The sequence below is a fragment of the Chryseobacterium sp. GTID13 genome, assembly GCF_056172655.1.
On sequence record NZ_JAOCMB010000002.1, the window covers coordinates 760,630 to 776,597 of the forward strand.

Consider the following 15,968-nt stretch of genomic DNA (forward strand, 5'->3'; position numbering starts at 1 on the left):
TTACTTTAATTAGACACTGTAAATATATTAAATCCCGGGTAATTAATGTTTATTTAATGTTAATTTTACTGAAAATGATAATGATTTATTAACAAATGATAAGAACATTAATAAAATAATGAACAATATTAATGTAAATTTATATTTATTAAAAAAGAGAATTGTTTTCAAGCCCTTCAAAGTAAGTGTCAACTTCCAGATCAGATGAGCTTGCAGCAGCTACAGCCAGTTTGTCGCAGAGTTCATTTTCAAAGTGACCGGCATGACCTTTTATCCAGTGCATATGCGGTTTGTGCTTATTGTACATCTCAATGAATCTTTTCCAGAGGTCAGGATTTTTTACATTTTTCCAGCCTCTTTTAATCCATCCGGCAATCCAGTTTTGATTCACGGCATCTGCTACATATTTGCTGTCCGTGTAAATGTGAATGTCGTTCTCCGAAGATTTTAGTTTTTCCATAGCAGTAATGACAGCGAGCAGCTCCATTCTGTTATTGGTCGTCTTTCTGAATCCTTTTGAAAATGTTTTCTGATAATTCTTTTCAGGTACGCGCATGAGGATGCCATAGCCTCCCTTTCCGGGATTTCCGCTGCATGCACCGTCGGTGTAGATTTCTATTCTCAAAAGTTTAAGGTGTATTATAAAATGAGTATCGGTTTTTCAACTGAGTACTAAGCTGTTATTTAATTTAAAATAGGCAACACTAAAAAGGGAAATCATCATCGTCATCAAAATCATTCATAGATGATCCTGAAAGTTTTGAATTGTCCGGCAGATCAAATGCGGCACCAGGCTGGATGGTTGTTTTAATCTTATCAAAACCACTCGGCTCATTAGATCCGAAATTGGAAGGATAGCCTCCCATACCACCATCAAAAGCAGCTTCAATATCTCCGAATTTGGCGAAGTGTTTAAGGAATGACAATCTTACATCCGCTGTTGCACCATTTCTGTGTTTGGCAATAATTAATTCAGCCTGGTTTTCCGTTGAAGTTTCCTGGCCTTCTTCATCATTATCCCAAACAGCAATTTTATAATATTCAGGTCTGAAAATAAATGATACGATATCTGCATCCTGCTCAATAGCTCCGGATTCCCTGAGGTCGGAAAGCTGAGGTCTTTTACCGGGACGGGCTTCCACACTTCTCGATAGCTGGGAAAGTGCAATAACAGGTACGTTAAGTTCTTTGGCAATGGCCTTTAATGAACGGGAGATCATGGAGATTTCCTGTTCACGGTTTCCGACTCCTTTTCCTCCGCCTCCTGCGGTCATCAGCTGAAGGTAATCCACCATGATCAGCTTTACGCCATGCTGCATTACCAGTCTTCGGCATTTTGCCCGGAAGTCGAATATGGAAAGGGAAGGAGTTTCGTCAATAAAAAGTGGGGCGTTCTCAAGTTCGGAGACATTGGAGAACAATCTTTGCCATTCTTCATCATCAAGCGTTCCTTTTCGCAGCTTTTCGGAAGAGATTTTCGTTTCAGAGGCAATCATCCTGGTGATAAGCTGTACGGATGCCATCTCCAGGGAGAAAAGCACCATCGGGATTTTGTGGCCTACGGCTATATTTCTGGCCATTGACAGAAGGAATGCTGTTTTACCCATCGCCGGACGGGCCGCGATAATGATGAGGTCGGAATTTTGCCAGCCTCCTGTTTCTTTATCAATATCTCTGAATCCTGAAGGAACTCCGGAAAGCCCTTCTTTATCTTTTAAGGATTTAATCGTATCAATAGCCTGTTTTACCAATGAATTGGCAGTGTCGAATCCTTTTTTAATCGTACCGTTGGTAATTTCAAAGAAAGATTGTTCAGCCTTATCCAAAAGCTCGAATACATCAGTAGATTCTTTATAAGATGAATCGATTACGTTAGCAGAAACATTAATAAGGCTTCTTAAAATATATTTTTCAAGAATAACACGTACGTGATATTCAATATGGGCTGATGAACTTACTCCCATGGTAAGGTCGATGATGTAATGGTCACCGCCTGCCTGATTGAGTTTATCTTCTTTTTTCAATTCCTGGATAATCGTCATCAGGTCCACAGGATGGTTACCTTCGTACAGCTTTAAGATGGTAGAAAAAATAACCTGATGTCTTGGGTCATAAAATACCTCAGGAGTAAGAAGGTCAATAGAGTGGTCAAGCCCTTTTTTGTCTATTAAAAAGTTCCGATCACCAGTCTTTCAAAATCTACAGCATTGGGTGGCATTTTTCCATCCGCAATAGACAGTTCTCTTGCAAAGTTTCCGTGTGTAAGGGAGGATAATGTTTCTTTCTGCGCCATAATGCAAAGATAGTTTATTTAAGAAAAATAATAACTAACAACTTACCCGCAATCCTCGGTTAACCTACAATAAATGGGATAAATGAGTGTTAGTAAAAAAATCGGGGTTCAAAAATAAAAAATTTTAACAAGAAATCTTCATCAGGATAAAATAAAAAAGACTGTCGGTTAAGACAGTCTTTTGTTGTGATATGAAAAATAGCTTATTCTTTATTTTTTACGAGTATCCATCCTGAATATTTGGTTTCAGTATTGTTTTTATCATTCTCGTTCCATGAGATGGTATACCAGTAAGTTCCGGTAGGGATTTTCTTGCCGGAAGCTGTTCCGTCCCATTTGTAATCTCTCATTTTATTAGCTTCGTAAAGCTTGTTTCCGTATCTGTCATAAACAATGAATACAAGATTTTTCTTATAAGCCAGAGCCGAATAGTCGATCTCGTCATTTACCTTATCTCCGTTTGGAGTGATGGCGTTAATCAGGTTCGGAACAGTAACGGTAATCTGCACAGGATTACAATCGTAAGAATCCTTCAGGAAGATTTTGTTTTCTCCTCTGGGAAGTCCGCTGAATGTATTGGTGGTCTGCCAGTTGGTACCGTCTATTGAGTACATGTATGGCGGAGTTCCTCCCGAAGCATTTATCGTAATGGTATTGTTGCTGATATCTACGCTGGCAATTACCGGCTGTGAAGAAGCAAATACTGTAACAGTCTGTAGCGTGAAGCATTTTCCTGTTTTCAGTTTAACCCAGTAAACTCCTATTCCTGCATTGGTGATAGCTTGAGTGGTAGCACCTGTGCTCCATTCGTATCCGTCAAATCCAGGTCCCGCATCCAATGTTGTTTTATCTTCAGCACAGATCGTTTTGTCTTTCAGAACTGCAGATTTTACAGGAGGAAGAACTTTTAACGTGATCTTGGCGATATCATAACACTGATTGGCGCTGGTTACTCTTACATAAACTTCAGTGCTTGTAGTGATATAAGCAGTCTGAGGAGTAATTGGATTGGTTTCTGCCTGTGCATCGTTTAATGTTTTGTAGAATGCCTTTGTTTGCCCTGCTACTGCTCCAACGTCGGCTTGTGTAAGGTCAAACTTGGCCTGCGTAACATCATTTTCAATATAGCATTCTTCCATTACCGCATCTTTCAATGTGACTACCGGATGGAATGATAATGTAATAGCTGCTGTAGCAGTACATCCGAATGCGGAAATTACTTTAACATATACTATTTTCTCAGCTGAAATATAAGCGGTAGGATTAGTAATCTCATTGGTATCGGCGTTCAGGTCAGCCAGAGTAGGATAGTATTTTTTCGTAACTGTTCCGGTAAATACATCTGCTGTGGTCAGATCAAATTTCCCTGTACCTTCACTATTATTGTTACAGGCGAAAATAGTAGCATTTCTCGCTGTAATGCTGGCATTTACAAATTTAAATTTACCGCTGATGAAACATTTGTTGACAGTGCTGTTTGGATTGTCCGGATCAAAATATCGAACTCTGTAGTAATAGGTTGTTGTCCCGTTTACCGTAGCTATGGTAAGTGGATTGGTTCCTGCAATAAGGTCATCGATATTATTATGGTAAGTAACCTGGAAATTAGGGTTGTTTCCATTGATAATACCAGAGGTAAGGGTAGTGAAGTTAAATTGTGAAGGAAGTCCACATACCATGATCGTTGAAGGATCATCCGGATTAGCTCCCGGGATACCAGGAGGAATGAATGGGTTAGGTGCCAGAACAGGATCGTTAAATGCTGAACTCAGGGTAGCGGTACCGCCCCAGGTCAGTTTAAACCCGTCCGGAGAGCTTCTGAAATTGTCTACAACCAAATAATAGGTTTCTCCGGCTTGTACCTGCATATAAGGGCTCCACTCAGCCGAGTTTCCTGCATTTCCATTCGTGTTAGGTGGTGGAGGTGGTGGTAAGGTTAAAGTAAGTCCCGTGTTTCCGGTTGGTGTACTTCCGTTATAGTTACATCTGAGCGGGGTTACAAAAACATTATTCCCAGTCTGTAAGGAGGCACAACCATTGCTGGTAGGGCCATATACTGCAAAATCATAATCATCGGAATCAGTATTAGGATCAATAACAAAAGTTAAAGTTCCGGATGTAGCAATAGTAAAAGTATACCATAAGGAGAAGTTTTCACTTCTGCCCAGACATCCGTTTGCTGATAAATTCTCAGCAATATTTCCGTTTCCAAATGGAGTTGCTGAAAACTCGGAGTTTCCGCAGAGAGGAGTTGCTGTAACGCAGTCCGACTGTGCATAAAATACCTGTGCTATAAATAAGATTAAAAGAAGTAATGTTTTTTTCATGTTTAAAATGATTTTTGTGAAACAAGATTTGAGTAAAATAAGTTATCAGCATTTATGTTAAAAAACCGCCCCGGAGAGCGGTTTTTATTTTGATAAGAAATTATTCTCTGTTTTTTACCATTACCCATCCTGAGAACTTGAATGGGGTGTTCTTTTTATCATTTTCATTCCATGTTACGGAGTACCAGTAGGTTCCTGTAGGAACTTTTTTGCCGGCTACCGTTCCGTCCCATTTGAATCCGTTGGTTTTATCAGCCTGGTGGATTTTTGTTCCGTATCTGTCAAAAATACTCAATACAAGACCTTGTTTTCCAGATAATGCCGAGTAGTCTATTACGTCATTTATGCCGTCTCCGTTCGGAGTGATCACATTAATAAGGTTTGGAACCACAACTGTTATATCAATAGGTTCACAGTCGTAAGCATCTTTTACATAGACTGTATGATCTCCTCTGGAAACATTGGTGAATATATTGGAGTCCTGCCAGTTAATATTATCCATTGAATATTGGTAAGGTGGAGTTCCTCCGATAACATTTACAGTTATAGAAGTGTTGGCAATATCAATGCTTGAAACAACAGGCTGCTCGGAAGCGTATACTTTCACGTTCTGTATTGTGATACAGTCTCCGGTCTTTAATTTTACCCAATAGGTTCCTACACCTACGTTGGTAATAGACTGGGTAGTGGCTCCCGTGCTCCATTCGTATCCGTTGAATCCAGGGCCTGCATCCAGCGTGGTTTTATCCTCAACACAGATGATCTTGTCTTGCAGTACACTCGAGTAAACCGGAGAAAGTACAGTTAAAGTTACTTTTGCAATGGAATAACATCCCTGTGCATTAAATACTTTTACATAGATCACTCCTGATGGTGCAGTGTAAGCTAGGAAGCTTAAAATTTCATTCGTTCCGTTTACTGCATCTGTTAAAGAAGGATAATATTTTTTAGTAGCTCCTGTTAAAGTCGTTACTGTAGCATTGCTTAGGTTGAATGTTCCCAGAGAAGGATTGGTTTCAAGGAAACAAGATCTTAAAGAAGCTTCAGTTACCGGAACCAGCGGATGGAATTTCAGGGTAATTTCAGCTGTTGCTGTACATCCGAATTCATTGGTTGCTTTTACATATATTTTTCCCTGAGCTGAAACAAACTGATATATAGCGGGGCTGGTAATCTCGTTCGTTCCTGCGTTCAGATCGAACATCGTAGGATAATACTTTAATGTATGGGTTGGTCCTGCTCCTATAGCAGCTGTAGTAAGGTCAAACATTGCCGTACCCGCACCATCATTGCTACAACTGGTAAGCGTAGCATTATTTAAAGTAAAACTGCCGTCCCTGAATTTAAATTTCCCGGTAATAAAACAGCCGTTCATAGGGTTTGTTGGGTTCGCAGGATCCTGATACACAATTCTGTAATAGTAAACCTGGGTAAGGCTCACTACTTCTGACGTAACAGGATTTCCTCCTGTGATGGCGTCATTGGTATTTTTGTGATAAGATACTTTGAAGTTTGGACTGTTCCCGTTGATAATTCCCGTACTTAATGAAGTAAAATTGAATGGAGTAGCAAGTGAACATACTGTTACTTCATTCGGATCATTAGGGTTAGCAGCCGGAAGTCCCGGAGTAGTAAACGGAAACGGAGCCAGAGAAGGATCGTTGAATGCAGAACTTAAACTTGCTGTACCCGACCATGTCAGGGAGAAACCATCCGGTGAACTTCTGTAGTTGTCCACAACAAGATAATAAGTCTCACCGGCCTGTACTACCATATGAGGACTCCATTCAGCCTGGTTTCCTGCACTTCCGTTCGTGTTTGGCGGTGGCGGTGGCGGGATGGTCAGCAATAAGCCCGTATTTCCCTGGGACGAACCTGTTCCGTTGAAATTACATCTCAGCGGGGTTACAAAAATGTTATTGTTGTTCAATGAAGTACAGCCATTTGTTGTAGGACCGTATACTGCAAAGTCATAGTCATCGGTATCAACGGTAGGATTAATTACAAATGCCAATGTTCCCGAAGTTGATGCCGTAAAGGTATACCATACCGAAAAGTGCTCATTATCCGTATCACTCAGACACGAATTGAGACCAATACCTTCCAGGACATTTCCCGGTCCTGATGGTGTATAAGAGATATCCGAGTTTCCGCAGATAGATATTGCACTAATACAATCTGACTGGGCATATAAGATGCGTGAGCAGATGATTAGAAAAACGAGTAATGCTTTTTTCATAAAGGGGGATTTAAAAAAGACAAATATAAAAAATTATTAAAGTTAAATTAAAGTTTTTGTGATATATTTAATAGAAATGGGATATTATTGTTTAATAATTCATTTTTCTCAGCTTGGGATTTGTACCCGCCACAAGAAGAGCTACCAAAACCGTCATACTTCCCCCGAAGACTACAGACCGCACTACGCCCAGCAATTTTGCCATCAGACCGCTCTCGAACTGTCCCATTTCATTGCTGGACATGATAAATATGGAATTTACACTCAACACCCGCCCGCGAATATGATCCGGAGTTTTCAGCTGCACAATAGTTCCTCTGATCACCACTGAAATTCCGTCAAGCATTCCGCTCATAACAAGGAACATAAATGATAACCAGTAAAGCTTTGATAAGCCAAAACCAATAATGCAAAGTCCAAAACCAGCAACCACAGTAAGAAGGATTTTTCCCTGGTTTTTTCTTAACGGAACAAGTGCCAGTAAAGTGATAATGCACATAGAGCCTATATCTGAAGCCGCATTCAGAAGACCGAAACCTTCCGCTCCTGCATCTAAAATATCAGTAGCAAATACCGGGATCATGGCAACGGCTCCTCCAAAAAGAACGGCAAACATATCCAGGCATAATGCCCCTAAAATCTCTTTCGTTTTAAAAATATATGAAATTCCTTCCCGCATGCTTTCCACAACATTTACATTCTCCTTTTTATATTCAGAGGGCTGCTGTTTTAGCTGCCAGAAAAATAATGATGCGACAAATATTAAAGAAATGATCACAACAAGCGTCCATTTTACCCCAAAATAGCCTATGAGGAGCCCTCCCACAGCATGGCCGCATACGGAAGAAATCAGGAAGGTAGCCTGGTTCAGGGTTACTGCATTCGGAAGGTTTTCCTTTTTGACGATTTTTGGAATCATGGAAGGAACAATAGGCCCGATAAATGCCCTTGCAATTCCTGTGAAAAAGATGACACCATATATAAAATAAGTGATTTCATGACCGTTAAAGTGCATCTCTACATTAAAAAATGCAGGAATCAGGAGCAGACCGATCAGGAAAATGTAAGCATAATTACAGATCAGGAGCAGGCGTTTTTTTCATTCATGTCAATAACATGCCCTGCATACAAAGCACAGCTTACCGCAGGAATAACTTCTGAAAGTCCGATAAGGCCTATTGAAAAAGGATCTTTTGTTAACTGATACACCCACCATCCTAATAAAGTCGCGAGCATTCTGAAGGCTAAAACAATAAAAAATCTTCCCGTAAGAAGATTTCTGAATTCAATATTTTGCAATGTTTTTAACGGTGTAAAGGAAATCATGCACAAAAATAGCCCTAAATATTCATTTAAGGCTGTTGATATGCTGGTTTTTTAAATGATAAATCAAATAAGTCCCGAAAGATAAAATCTATTTTAGTCTGCTCTCAATGCACTGATCACGATGGCTGCAACACCTGCTGCGCCAATTACGGTAGCACCTGCTGTTACTCTGGCTTTAGATCTGTCTTTTACAGCGGCTACATTAGATTTAGGGATAATCACTTCTGCACTGTCCTTTTTTCCTGCAGTTCCGATCAGGTTATCGCCGTCAACATTTCGGAATAGCATTTTCTTTTTCGGAGAACCATCTTTCAGGGTAACAACATACACTTTTCCAGCCTGTAAATTAGAATAATTGTTTTTGGAAATATCCTCGCTGTATTTTGTGGTAGCGCAGGATGAAATGACAAATAAAGAGGTTAGTAAAGATGATTTTAAAAGTACAGATGCTTTCATTATTATTTTTTATTTTTTCAAATTTATAATTTTTTTCGAATATATGTTTTTGGAATTGAAAAAATATCTTTAAAGTTTGTAAATTTCTAACTGATCTGCAATTTTTCTGTCATTCGCAAGTCTTGGGATTTTATTTTGGCCTCCCAGCTTGCCCTGCGATTTGGCATACTCATGAAAAGCATTCTTTTTCAGCGTTGTAATCACAAGAGGCTGAAGAATATTTCCCGTGATGAGATCGTCGTAATAAGTATTTCTTGCACGCAGCTGGCGATCCAGCTCGCCCCTGAATAACTCTAAATCCTCCGGATTTTTTTCGAATTCTATCAGCCATTCATGGTAGGGAAGTCCATGTGCAGGATTTACCTGAGGGGCAAGGTGGAATTCTGTAATCTGAGCTGCATATTTTTCCAGTGTTGCTTTTATGGCTTCTTCCACTTCAAAAGCAATCACGTGTTCCCCAAAAGCAGAAGTGAAATGTTTTGTTCTTCCGCTTACCAGAATTCTGTATGGATCTTTATCTATAAATCTTATAACATCACCTATTGAATAAGCCCATAATCCGGAATTCGTAGTAAGAATCAATGCGTAGTCCTTATTCAATTCCACATCTTTTAAAGTGAGTCTCCGTGCGTCAGGTTTTCCATACTCTTCCAAAGGGATGAACTCATAAAATATCCCGTGATCCGTTAAAAGAAGCAATCCTTCTTTCGTATAATCATCCTGGAAAGCAAAAAAACCTTCAGAAGCGGGAAAAGTCTGTATGATATCAACTTTTCCGCCAAGCAGATCATTCATTTTATCGCGGTAAGGCTCATAATTTACTCCTCCTGTAACAAGAAGCTGGAGGTTAGGGAAAAGCTGTTTGATCTTCTTCCCATGTTTTTCCGTCAGTTTTTCAAAATACATGACCAGCCATGGCGGAATTCCGGAGATCAGGGTCATATTTTCATGTTCCGTTTCTTCAATGATCTTATCTACCTTGGCTTCCCAATCTTCCATCATATTGGTTTTCCAGCTTGGCAAACGGTTTTTTTGAAGGTATTTAGGGATATGATGGGCCACGATTCCTGAAAGTCTACCTGTTTTTATTCCAAAATTTTCCTTTAATTCGGGGCTTCCCTGCAGGAAGATCATTTTTCCGTTGACAAAATCTGCATTGTTTTTCTTCGCAATATAATGGAATAGTGCGCTTTGTGCTCCCGCTACCTGAAACGGCATTCCTTCTTTAGAAATAGGAATGTATTTTGAGCCTGAGGTAGTTCCCGAAGTTTTTGCAAAATATTCAGGAGTTTCGGTCCAGAGAATATTGGCCTGCCCCTTTTTTACCCTTTCGATGTAGGGTTTCAGATCCTCATAGTCGGAAACAGGGACTTTGTTTTGGAAATCCTTTATAGAATGAATGTTTTCAAAATCATGCTCCCTTCCAAAAAGAGTTTTCTGAGCTGTTTTAACTAAAGACAGCAAAAGAGCCTCCTGATTTCTCACTGAGTTTTTTTGAATTCCCCTGTTTTCTGAACATGCTTTTTTGCCCAGGCCAGCGCCACATTTTTCTTGAAGAAATTTAACATGCCTCAAATTTATAAATAAGTACAGAATATAAAATTATTTTTTCAACAGGATATGCCATAAAAAAACCGGTGAATGAGTTCACCGGTTCTTCGAAATTTGATTATGAAAATAACAACTATATGTTAAAGTTTACTTGTTTGCTTTATACCTTTTGTCCGGAGTACCGTCTTTTTTAAGGTGTTTGTTTTCCTTATATCTTTTATCCGGTGTTCCGTCCTTTTTCATTTTAGCTGCAGGTGTTGCAGTTTTTACTGCAGGAGCTTTTACTGTTTTTGTAGTCGTTTGATGAGGGGCTGCCGGTGTTGCCGGAGCAGTTTGCTGTGCGGTTGCAAATCCTAGTCCTAGGGCCAGAGACATTGCTGTTAAAAATTTTTTCATGAGGAGTACTGTTTGTTTTTCTTGAGTAAAGGTATACAAAAAACAGGCTGAAAAAACAGTAATTACAATCCTTAACTAAAGTTTATTACTGCTTAAAAAAACTTAACTCAGTATATTAAAATAAGAAAAGCCTGCTCCGTGGAAGAAGCAGGCTTTCATTATAAGTATGAATAGTTGATTAACGTGTACAGTTGGCGGTCCATGTTTTACCGTCTTTCATGTATAGAATTTTCAATTCATTATTGTCAATTCTGATATAAGATGTAGCAGTGGAGCCAACCATTACAAGAGTATGGTCACCCTGCTGTTGAAATTCCACTCCGTTAAGATCCGGAATGCTGTTCGAGAATGCAAAATTATATTTCGTTCCGCTGGCGATCTTCGTTACGAATACGCTTCCGTTGTCTGTGCTGTTGGTAGTAGATCCGTCATTATATGATATCTTTCCTTTATAGGTTCCTGCAAAAAAGTCATTGTTTACAGGGTCATCGTCCTTGCTGCACGATGCAAAAGATAATGTGGCGACAAATACCAACATAAAAATTCCTAAAATTCTGATTGCTTTTTTCATAATCTTATTTTTTTAAAAAGTTTTGATAAGGTGGAATTTTCAAACACTATGCCATGCCGGATTATTGGTATTTTTTTAACTTTTAATTAAATAAATTGGTAAAAAATTAAGATTTGGGTATGTAAATGTGGTATTAGCTTGTGTTTTCTGTAATCTTCTGTTGGTGAGGGAAGAAAAAAATATCCCTATCTTTGTTATCAGATAAACGGTTTCGGAAAACTTCCGAAATCGCTTTTGTCGTTCATATTATTACTATTTTATGCAGCTAAAACCTATTCACGAAAAGTTTCTTCCCGACCTCCTTCAGAAAGAATTTGGAAAAGAAATCTTTACCCAGTTAGAAAAAAGCCGGCATATTTCCGTAAAGGGAAGCGCTGGATCTTCGGTTTCCATTTTTGTTGCTGAACTATTTTTAACACAGAAGAAAACCGTTCTTTATCTGGTAGATGATAAAGAAGATGCGCTGTACGCCAATACTGAAATGGAAGACCTGCTTGGGAAGGATAAGGTGCTTTATTTTCCGGCCACCCATCTTGAACCTTACCAGGTTGAGAAAACACAGAATGCCAACCTTGTTCTTCGTACTGAGGTTTTAAATAAGATCAATTCCGGGAAAGCCCCTAAAGTGATTGTGGCCTACGCAGGAGCCTTATCTGAAAAGGTGTTGAAGAAAGAAGATTTTAAAGCCATCTCTCATCATATAAAAGTTGGCGATCAGCTGGACTTTGATTTTGTTGATGAGCTGCTGAACCACTACAACTTTCAGCAGGCAGATTTTGTATCTGAGCCGGGAGAATTTTCTGTGCGGGGAGGTATCGTCGATGTGTTTTCTTATTCCAATGAGAAGCCTTACCGTATCACTTTCTTTGGAAATGAGGTAGAAAATATTAAGACCTTCGATATTGAAACACAGCTTTCCATAGATAAAGTAAAGGACTTTCAGCTGGTTTCCAATATGAATTTCTCAGTAACAGGAACCCGGGTTTCATTACTGCAGCTGCTGTCTGAAGAAAGCTTTGTAGTTTCCAGAAATGGGGCTGTTGGTATGCAGAAGATCAGGACTTTTTATGAGAAATCATTAGAGAAATATGATACTTTAAGTAAAGATATTGCCCACAGGACGCCGCAGGAACTCTTTATTTCGGACCAGGATTTCTTGTTTGATTTTAAGAAATTTAAAACCATTGATTTTGCCGGGACTCCTATTGAAGGTCTTAAAGAAATCACGGGAATTAAGCTGGAACAACTCCCGCAGCCGTCTTTTCATAAAAATTTTGAGCTGCTGATAGAAGATATCGAAGAAAAACAGGCGGAAGGTTTCGATACCTGGATTTCTTTTTCTACCGAAAAGCAAAAAGAAAGACTGGAGTCTATATTTGAAGAGCTGGAACATGAGCTTCCTTTTAAAAGCTTTAAATCTGAGCTTCATGAAGGTTTTGTAGATAACGGACACAAAATTCTGGTCTATACAGATCATCAGATCTTCGACCGCTATCAGAGGTATAAAGCAAAAAATACCTTTGCAAAATCCGAGCAGCTGACCCTGAAAGACCTGATGTCGCTGAAAATAGGGGACTATATTGCCCATATTGATCATGGAATAGGAAAATTCATGGGATTGGTAAAGGTTAATAATGACGGGAAAATTCAGGAATGCTTTAAACTGACATACAAAAACGGTGACTTATTATATGTAAGTATCCACTCGCTTCATAAGATTTCGAAATATAACGGTCCCGACGGAAAGGAAATTGTGCTGAGTAAGCTCGGTTCTCCCGCCTGGAAGTCCCTGAAACAGAAAACAAAAGCTAAAGTAAAACAGATCGCCTTTGACCTGATCAGGCTGTACGCGGAAAGAAAAACAGCAAAAGGCTTTGCCTATACACCGGATTCTTATTTGCAGAATGAGCTTGAAGCCAGTTTTATCTACGAAGATACTCCTGACCAGGAAAAAGCAACGATTGATGTAAAACGGGATATGGAAGCAGATACGGTGATGGACAGGCTGGTTTGCGGTGACGTTGGTTTCGGAAAAACGGAAGTGGCTATCCGGGCTGCATTTAAAGCGGCAACGGACGGAAAGCAGGTAGCGGTCTTGGTGCCTACTACTATTCTTGCGTTTCAGCATTACAGAAGTTTTAAGGAAAGACTGAAAGACTTCCCCGTTAATGTTTCTTATGTGAACAGATTCAGAACGGCCAAACAGAAAGCGGAAGCATTAGAAGGTCTGAAAAATGGAAAGGTAGATATTATCATAGGCACACACCAGCTGGTAAGCAGTTCGGTTAAGTTCAAAGATCTTGGGCTCCTGATCATCGATGAAGAGCATAAATTCGGAGTTTCTGTAAAAGATAAGCTGAAAACACTGAAAAATAATGTAGACACCCTTACCTTGACGGCTACTCCTATCCCGAGAACGCTTCAGTTTTCCCTGATGGCGGCGAGGGATCTTTCCGTTATTAAAACGCCGCCACCGAACAGGCAGCCTGTCGATACGCAGCTGATCGGATTTAATGAAGAAATTTTAAGAGATGCTGTGTCTTATGAATTACAGAGAGACGGGCAGGTGTATTTCATCAACAACAGGATTGAAAACCTTAAAGATATTGCCGGACTTATTCAAAGGCTTGTCCCGGATGCCAGAGTCATTACCGGGCATGGGCAAATGGAAGGTAAACAGCTGGAAAAAATGTCCTTGATTTTATGGAAGGGAAGTACGACGTGCTTGTATCTACAACAATCGTTGAAAGTGGAGTGGATGTTCCCAATGCCAACACCATATTTATTAACGATGCCCACAGGTTCGGAATGGCAGACCTCCACCAGATGAGAGGAAGAGTGGGGCGAAGCAACAGGAAGGCTTTCTGCTATCTTATTACGCCTCCATATGATATGATGACTTCCGATGCCAGAAAACGGCTTGAGGCTATTGAGCAGTTCTCGGACCTGGGAAGCGGGTTCCAGATTGCGATGAAAGACCTTGAAATCCGGGGTGCAGGAGATCTTCTTGGAGCCGAACAAAGTGGATTCATTAATGAAATGGGCTTTGAAACGTATCAGAAGCTGATGCAGGAAGCGCTGGAAGAATTAAAAGATGATGCGGATTTTGAAAACCTATTCGATAATGAGGAAGACAGGCAGAAACTGTTCAAATCTGTGAAGGATGTGAATATTGATACCGACCTGGAGCTGATGCTTCCGGACTTCTATATCTCGAATACAGAGGAAAGATTATTGTTATACCAGAAAATTGCAGAAATTGATAACGAAAAGGATCTTTATCAGTTTGAGCTTGAACTGATCGACCGTTTCGGGGCTTTGCCGAAAGAAGCGGTAAACCTGTTGAAAAGCGTTGCCTTGAAATGGCTGGCCGCTGAGATAGGTTTCGAAAAGATCGTCATGAAAAATGGTGTATTCCTGGGGTACTTCCCTGCGAACCCTCAGGATAAATTCTACCAGACAGACAGATTCAGGCATATCATCAGTTATTTAACCCAAAACCCTGCGGAAGCTCAGCTTAAAGAGAAGATTGGCAAGGAAGGAAACCTGCTGATGATGAGAAAGGAAAAGGTGAAAAATGTAGATGAGGTTAACGTACTTTTGAAAACGGTTATCGGACATCATTAAGAAGAAAATTCCTCTTTTTAATAAGTGAAAAATAAGAAAGGCTTTAAAATTTACTTTTTAAGGCCTTTTTTTATTGAAAAAAACATGATTTTTACCCATGAATAGTATGCCCAATTTCGGATTCCCGGGCATTTTAAAATCACAATATGATGAGAAAAAATAATGCTGTATCGGCGGCTGGTATTGGGTTCGGATGATGCCGGGCTTTTAAAGCAGATAAAAAAAGAACGTTTTGTAGTAATAATTCTACTTTTTTGTACATTAAATTCTATAACATAATCGCTTTATTTATACGGGTTTACAGGCTTGTAAATGATTTTTTATGATTTAAATTCATAACTTTGCAGTCCTTATTATGAAAAGAATTATCTATTGTTGCGCGGCCGGGCTTTTATCGCTTTGTGTTAATGCGCAGGTGGGAGTTGGGACAAGCTCTCCAAAATCCACTCTCGATGTCAACGGGAAAATTACCTTAAGAAAAGAACTTAGAGCAGGCGGTACATCCGACAATGTCGGGGATGCAGGACTGAACGGCCAGGTTTTGGTTTCGCAGGGAGAAGGGCTGCCTCCAGTCTGGAAATCATTAAATGTTTCCTTTATGGAAGAAGGGCAGTACAAATTGATCAATTCGTATCTGTCATCGGATCAGACGGGTGTTACAGCGCTTTCAAACGGTATTGCGGCGGACAATGTTTATAAAAACAATGTTGGAGATGATATTACAGATACATCGAAAGGAAAGTGGACAAAAATTACCGGACTTGAAAACAATTTTATTATTAAAAACGGAAGAAACAGACTTACGTACCAGTTTCAGACCGGGATAGAGATGAAGGCTCCCAGTGCAACAGTTTCCGAGTCTGTTACCTTTACCTGTGGAGTTTTCAGGAACGGGAGACTGGTAGCGGTGCGTCCTGATAAGATTGTTTCGAATAACAATACAGAGAAATCAGGGATCCAGGATTATATTTTCACGCTTAATTATACGGAGCAGAATGTTCCGGTAGGCGCTCAAAAACTTGAGGTGGCGTGCAGAAAGATCAATACATCAAATCTGAACTCGCAGTTTACCATTGGCCGCAACGTGTCTGACCTGAATACGGTTTCCAATGCATTTACCCTTGAATCTGTCATGAAGATAGATGTCATTGAATACGTTACCTATAAAAGCAATTAAATTAT

At 39.7% G+C, this 15,968-nt stretch carries 7 protein-coding genes and 4 pseudogenes; 2 read left to right on the forward strand and 9 right to left on the reverse strand.

The genetic code is table 11. The features are described from left to right. Nucleotides 1-148: 148 nt before the first annotated feature. The 9 genes and pseudogenes from rnhA to N4G44_RS03810 all read right to left on the reverse strand — a co-directional run bounded on the left by rnhA (nt 149) and on the right by N4G44_RS03810 (nt 11,159). Nucleotides 149-625, reverse strand: coding sequence for a ribonuclease HI (gene rnhA / locus N4G44_RS03770; RefSeq protein ID WP_474924677.1), 477 nt, complete (start codon nt 623-625; stop codon nt 149-151). 79 nt (nt 626-704) lie between these two features. Further along, nucleotides 705-2,293: pseudogene (dnaB, locus tag N4G44_RS03775) on the reverse strand (replicative DNA helicase). A gap of 203 nt (nt 2,294-2,496) precedes the next feature. After that, the gene (locus tag N4G44_RS03780) at nt 2,497-4,620 is read right to left on the reverse strand and encodes a T9SS type B sorting domain-containing protein (protein ID WP_474924678.1); all 2,124 of its coding nucleotides are present in this window, start codon (nt 4,618-4,620) and stop codon (nt 2,497-2,499) included. Nucleotides 4,621-4,720: 100 nt separating this feature from the next. Continuing rightward, nucleotides 4,721-6,859: a T9SS type B sorting domain-containing protein gene (locus N4G44_RS03785; protein WP_474924679.1), complete on the reverse strand. Its 2,139-nt coding sequence runs from the start codon at nt 6,857-6,859 to the stop codon at nt 4,721-4,723. Nucleotides 6,860-6,950: 91 nt separating this feature from the next. Beyond that, nucleotides 6,951-8,185: pseudogene (locus tag N4G44_RS03790) on the reverse strand (MFS transporter). Nucleotides 8,186-8,278: 93 nt separating this feature from the next. Then, nucleotides 8,279-8,641 carry a hypothetical protein gene (locus N4G44_RS03795; protein ID WP_474924680.1) on the reverse strand — a complete coding sequence of 121 codons (363 nt, stop codon included), beginning with the start codon at nt 8,639-8,641 and terminating at the stop codon, nt 8,279-8,281. Between the two features lie 69 nt (nt 8,642-8,710). Beyond that, nucleotides 8,711-10,209, reverse strand: a pseudogene (locus N4G44_RS03800) (GH3 auxin-responsive promoter family protein). Nucleotides 10,210-10,339: 130 nt separating this feature from the next. After that, a complete protein-coding gene (locus N4G44_RS03805) occupies nt 10,340-10,588 on the reverse strand; it encodes a hypothetical protein (protein ID WP_474924681.1) in 249 nt (82 codons plus the stop codon). 178 nt (nt 10,589-10,766) lie between these two features. Then, complete coding sequence (locus N4G44_RS03810) at nt 10,767-11,159, reverse strand: hypothetical protein (RefSeq protein ID WP_474924682.1); 393 nt, start codon at nt 11,157-11,159, stop codon at nt 10,767-10,769. Between the two features lie 259 nt (nt 11,160-11,418). Here N4G44_RS03810 and mfd point away from each other — a divergent pair. Both mfd and N4G44_RS03820 read left to right on the forward strand, forming a co-directional pair. Beyond that, nucleotides 11,419-14,786: pseudogene (mfd, locus tag N4G44_RS03815) on the forward strand (transcription-repair coupling factor). Between the two features lie 355 nt (nt 14,787-15,141). Further along, nucleotides 15,142-15,963: a hypothetical protein gene (locus N4G44_RS03820; protein ID WP_474924683.1), complete on the forward strand. Its 822-nt coding sequence runs from the start codon at nt 15,142-15,144 to the stop codon at nt 15,961-15,963. Nucleotides 15,964-15,968 lie beyond the last annotated feature (5 nt).

Bases quoted from the DNA above. Each gene is read 5' to 3' on its own strand.
- N4G44_RS03795 (WP_474924680.1), bottom strand. From the start codon at position 8,641: ATGAAAGCATCTGTACTTTTAAAATCATCTTTACTAACCTCTTTATTT.
- N4G44_RS03820 (WP_474924683.1), top strand. From the start codon at position 15,142: ATGAAAAGAATTATCTATTGTTGCGCGGCCGGGCTTTTATCGCTTTGT.
- N4G44_RS03805 (WP_474924681.1), bottom strand. From the start codon at position 10,588: ATGAAAAAATTTTTAACAGCAATGTCTCTGGCCCTAGGACTAGGATTT.
- N4G44_RS03810 (WP_474924682.1), bottom strand. From the start codon at position 11,159: ATGAAAAAAGCAATCAGAATTTTAGGAATTTTTATGTTGGTATTTGTC.
- N4G44_RS03780 (WP_474924678.1), bottom strand. From the start codon at position 4,620: ATGAAAAAAACATTACTTCTTTTAATCTTATTTATAGCACAGGTATTT.
- N4G44_RS03785 (WP_474924679.1), bottom strand. From the start codon at position 6,859: ATGAAAAAAGCATTACTCGTTTTTCTAATCATCTGCTCACGCATCTTA.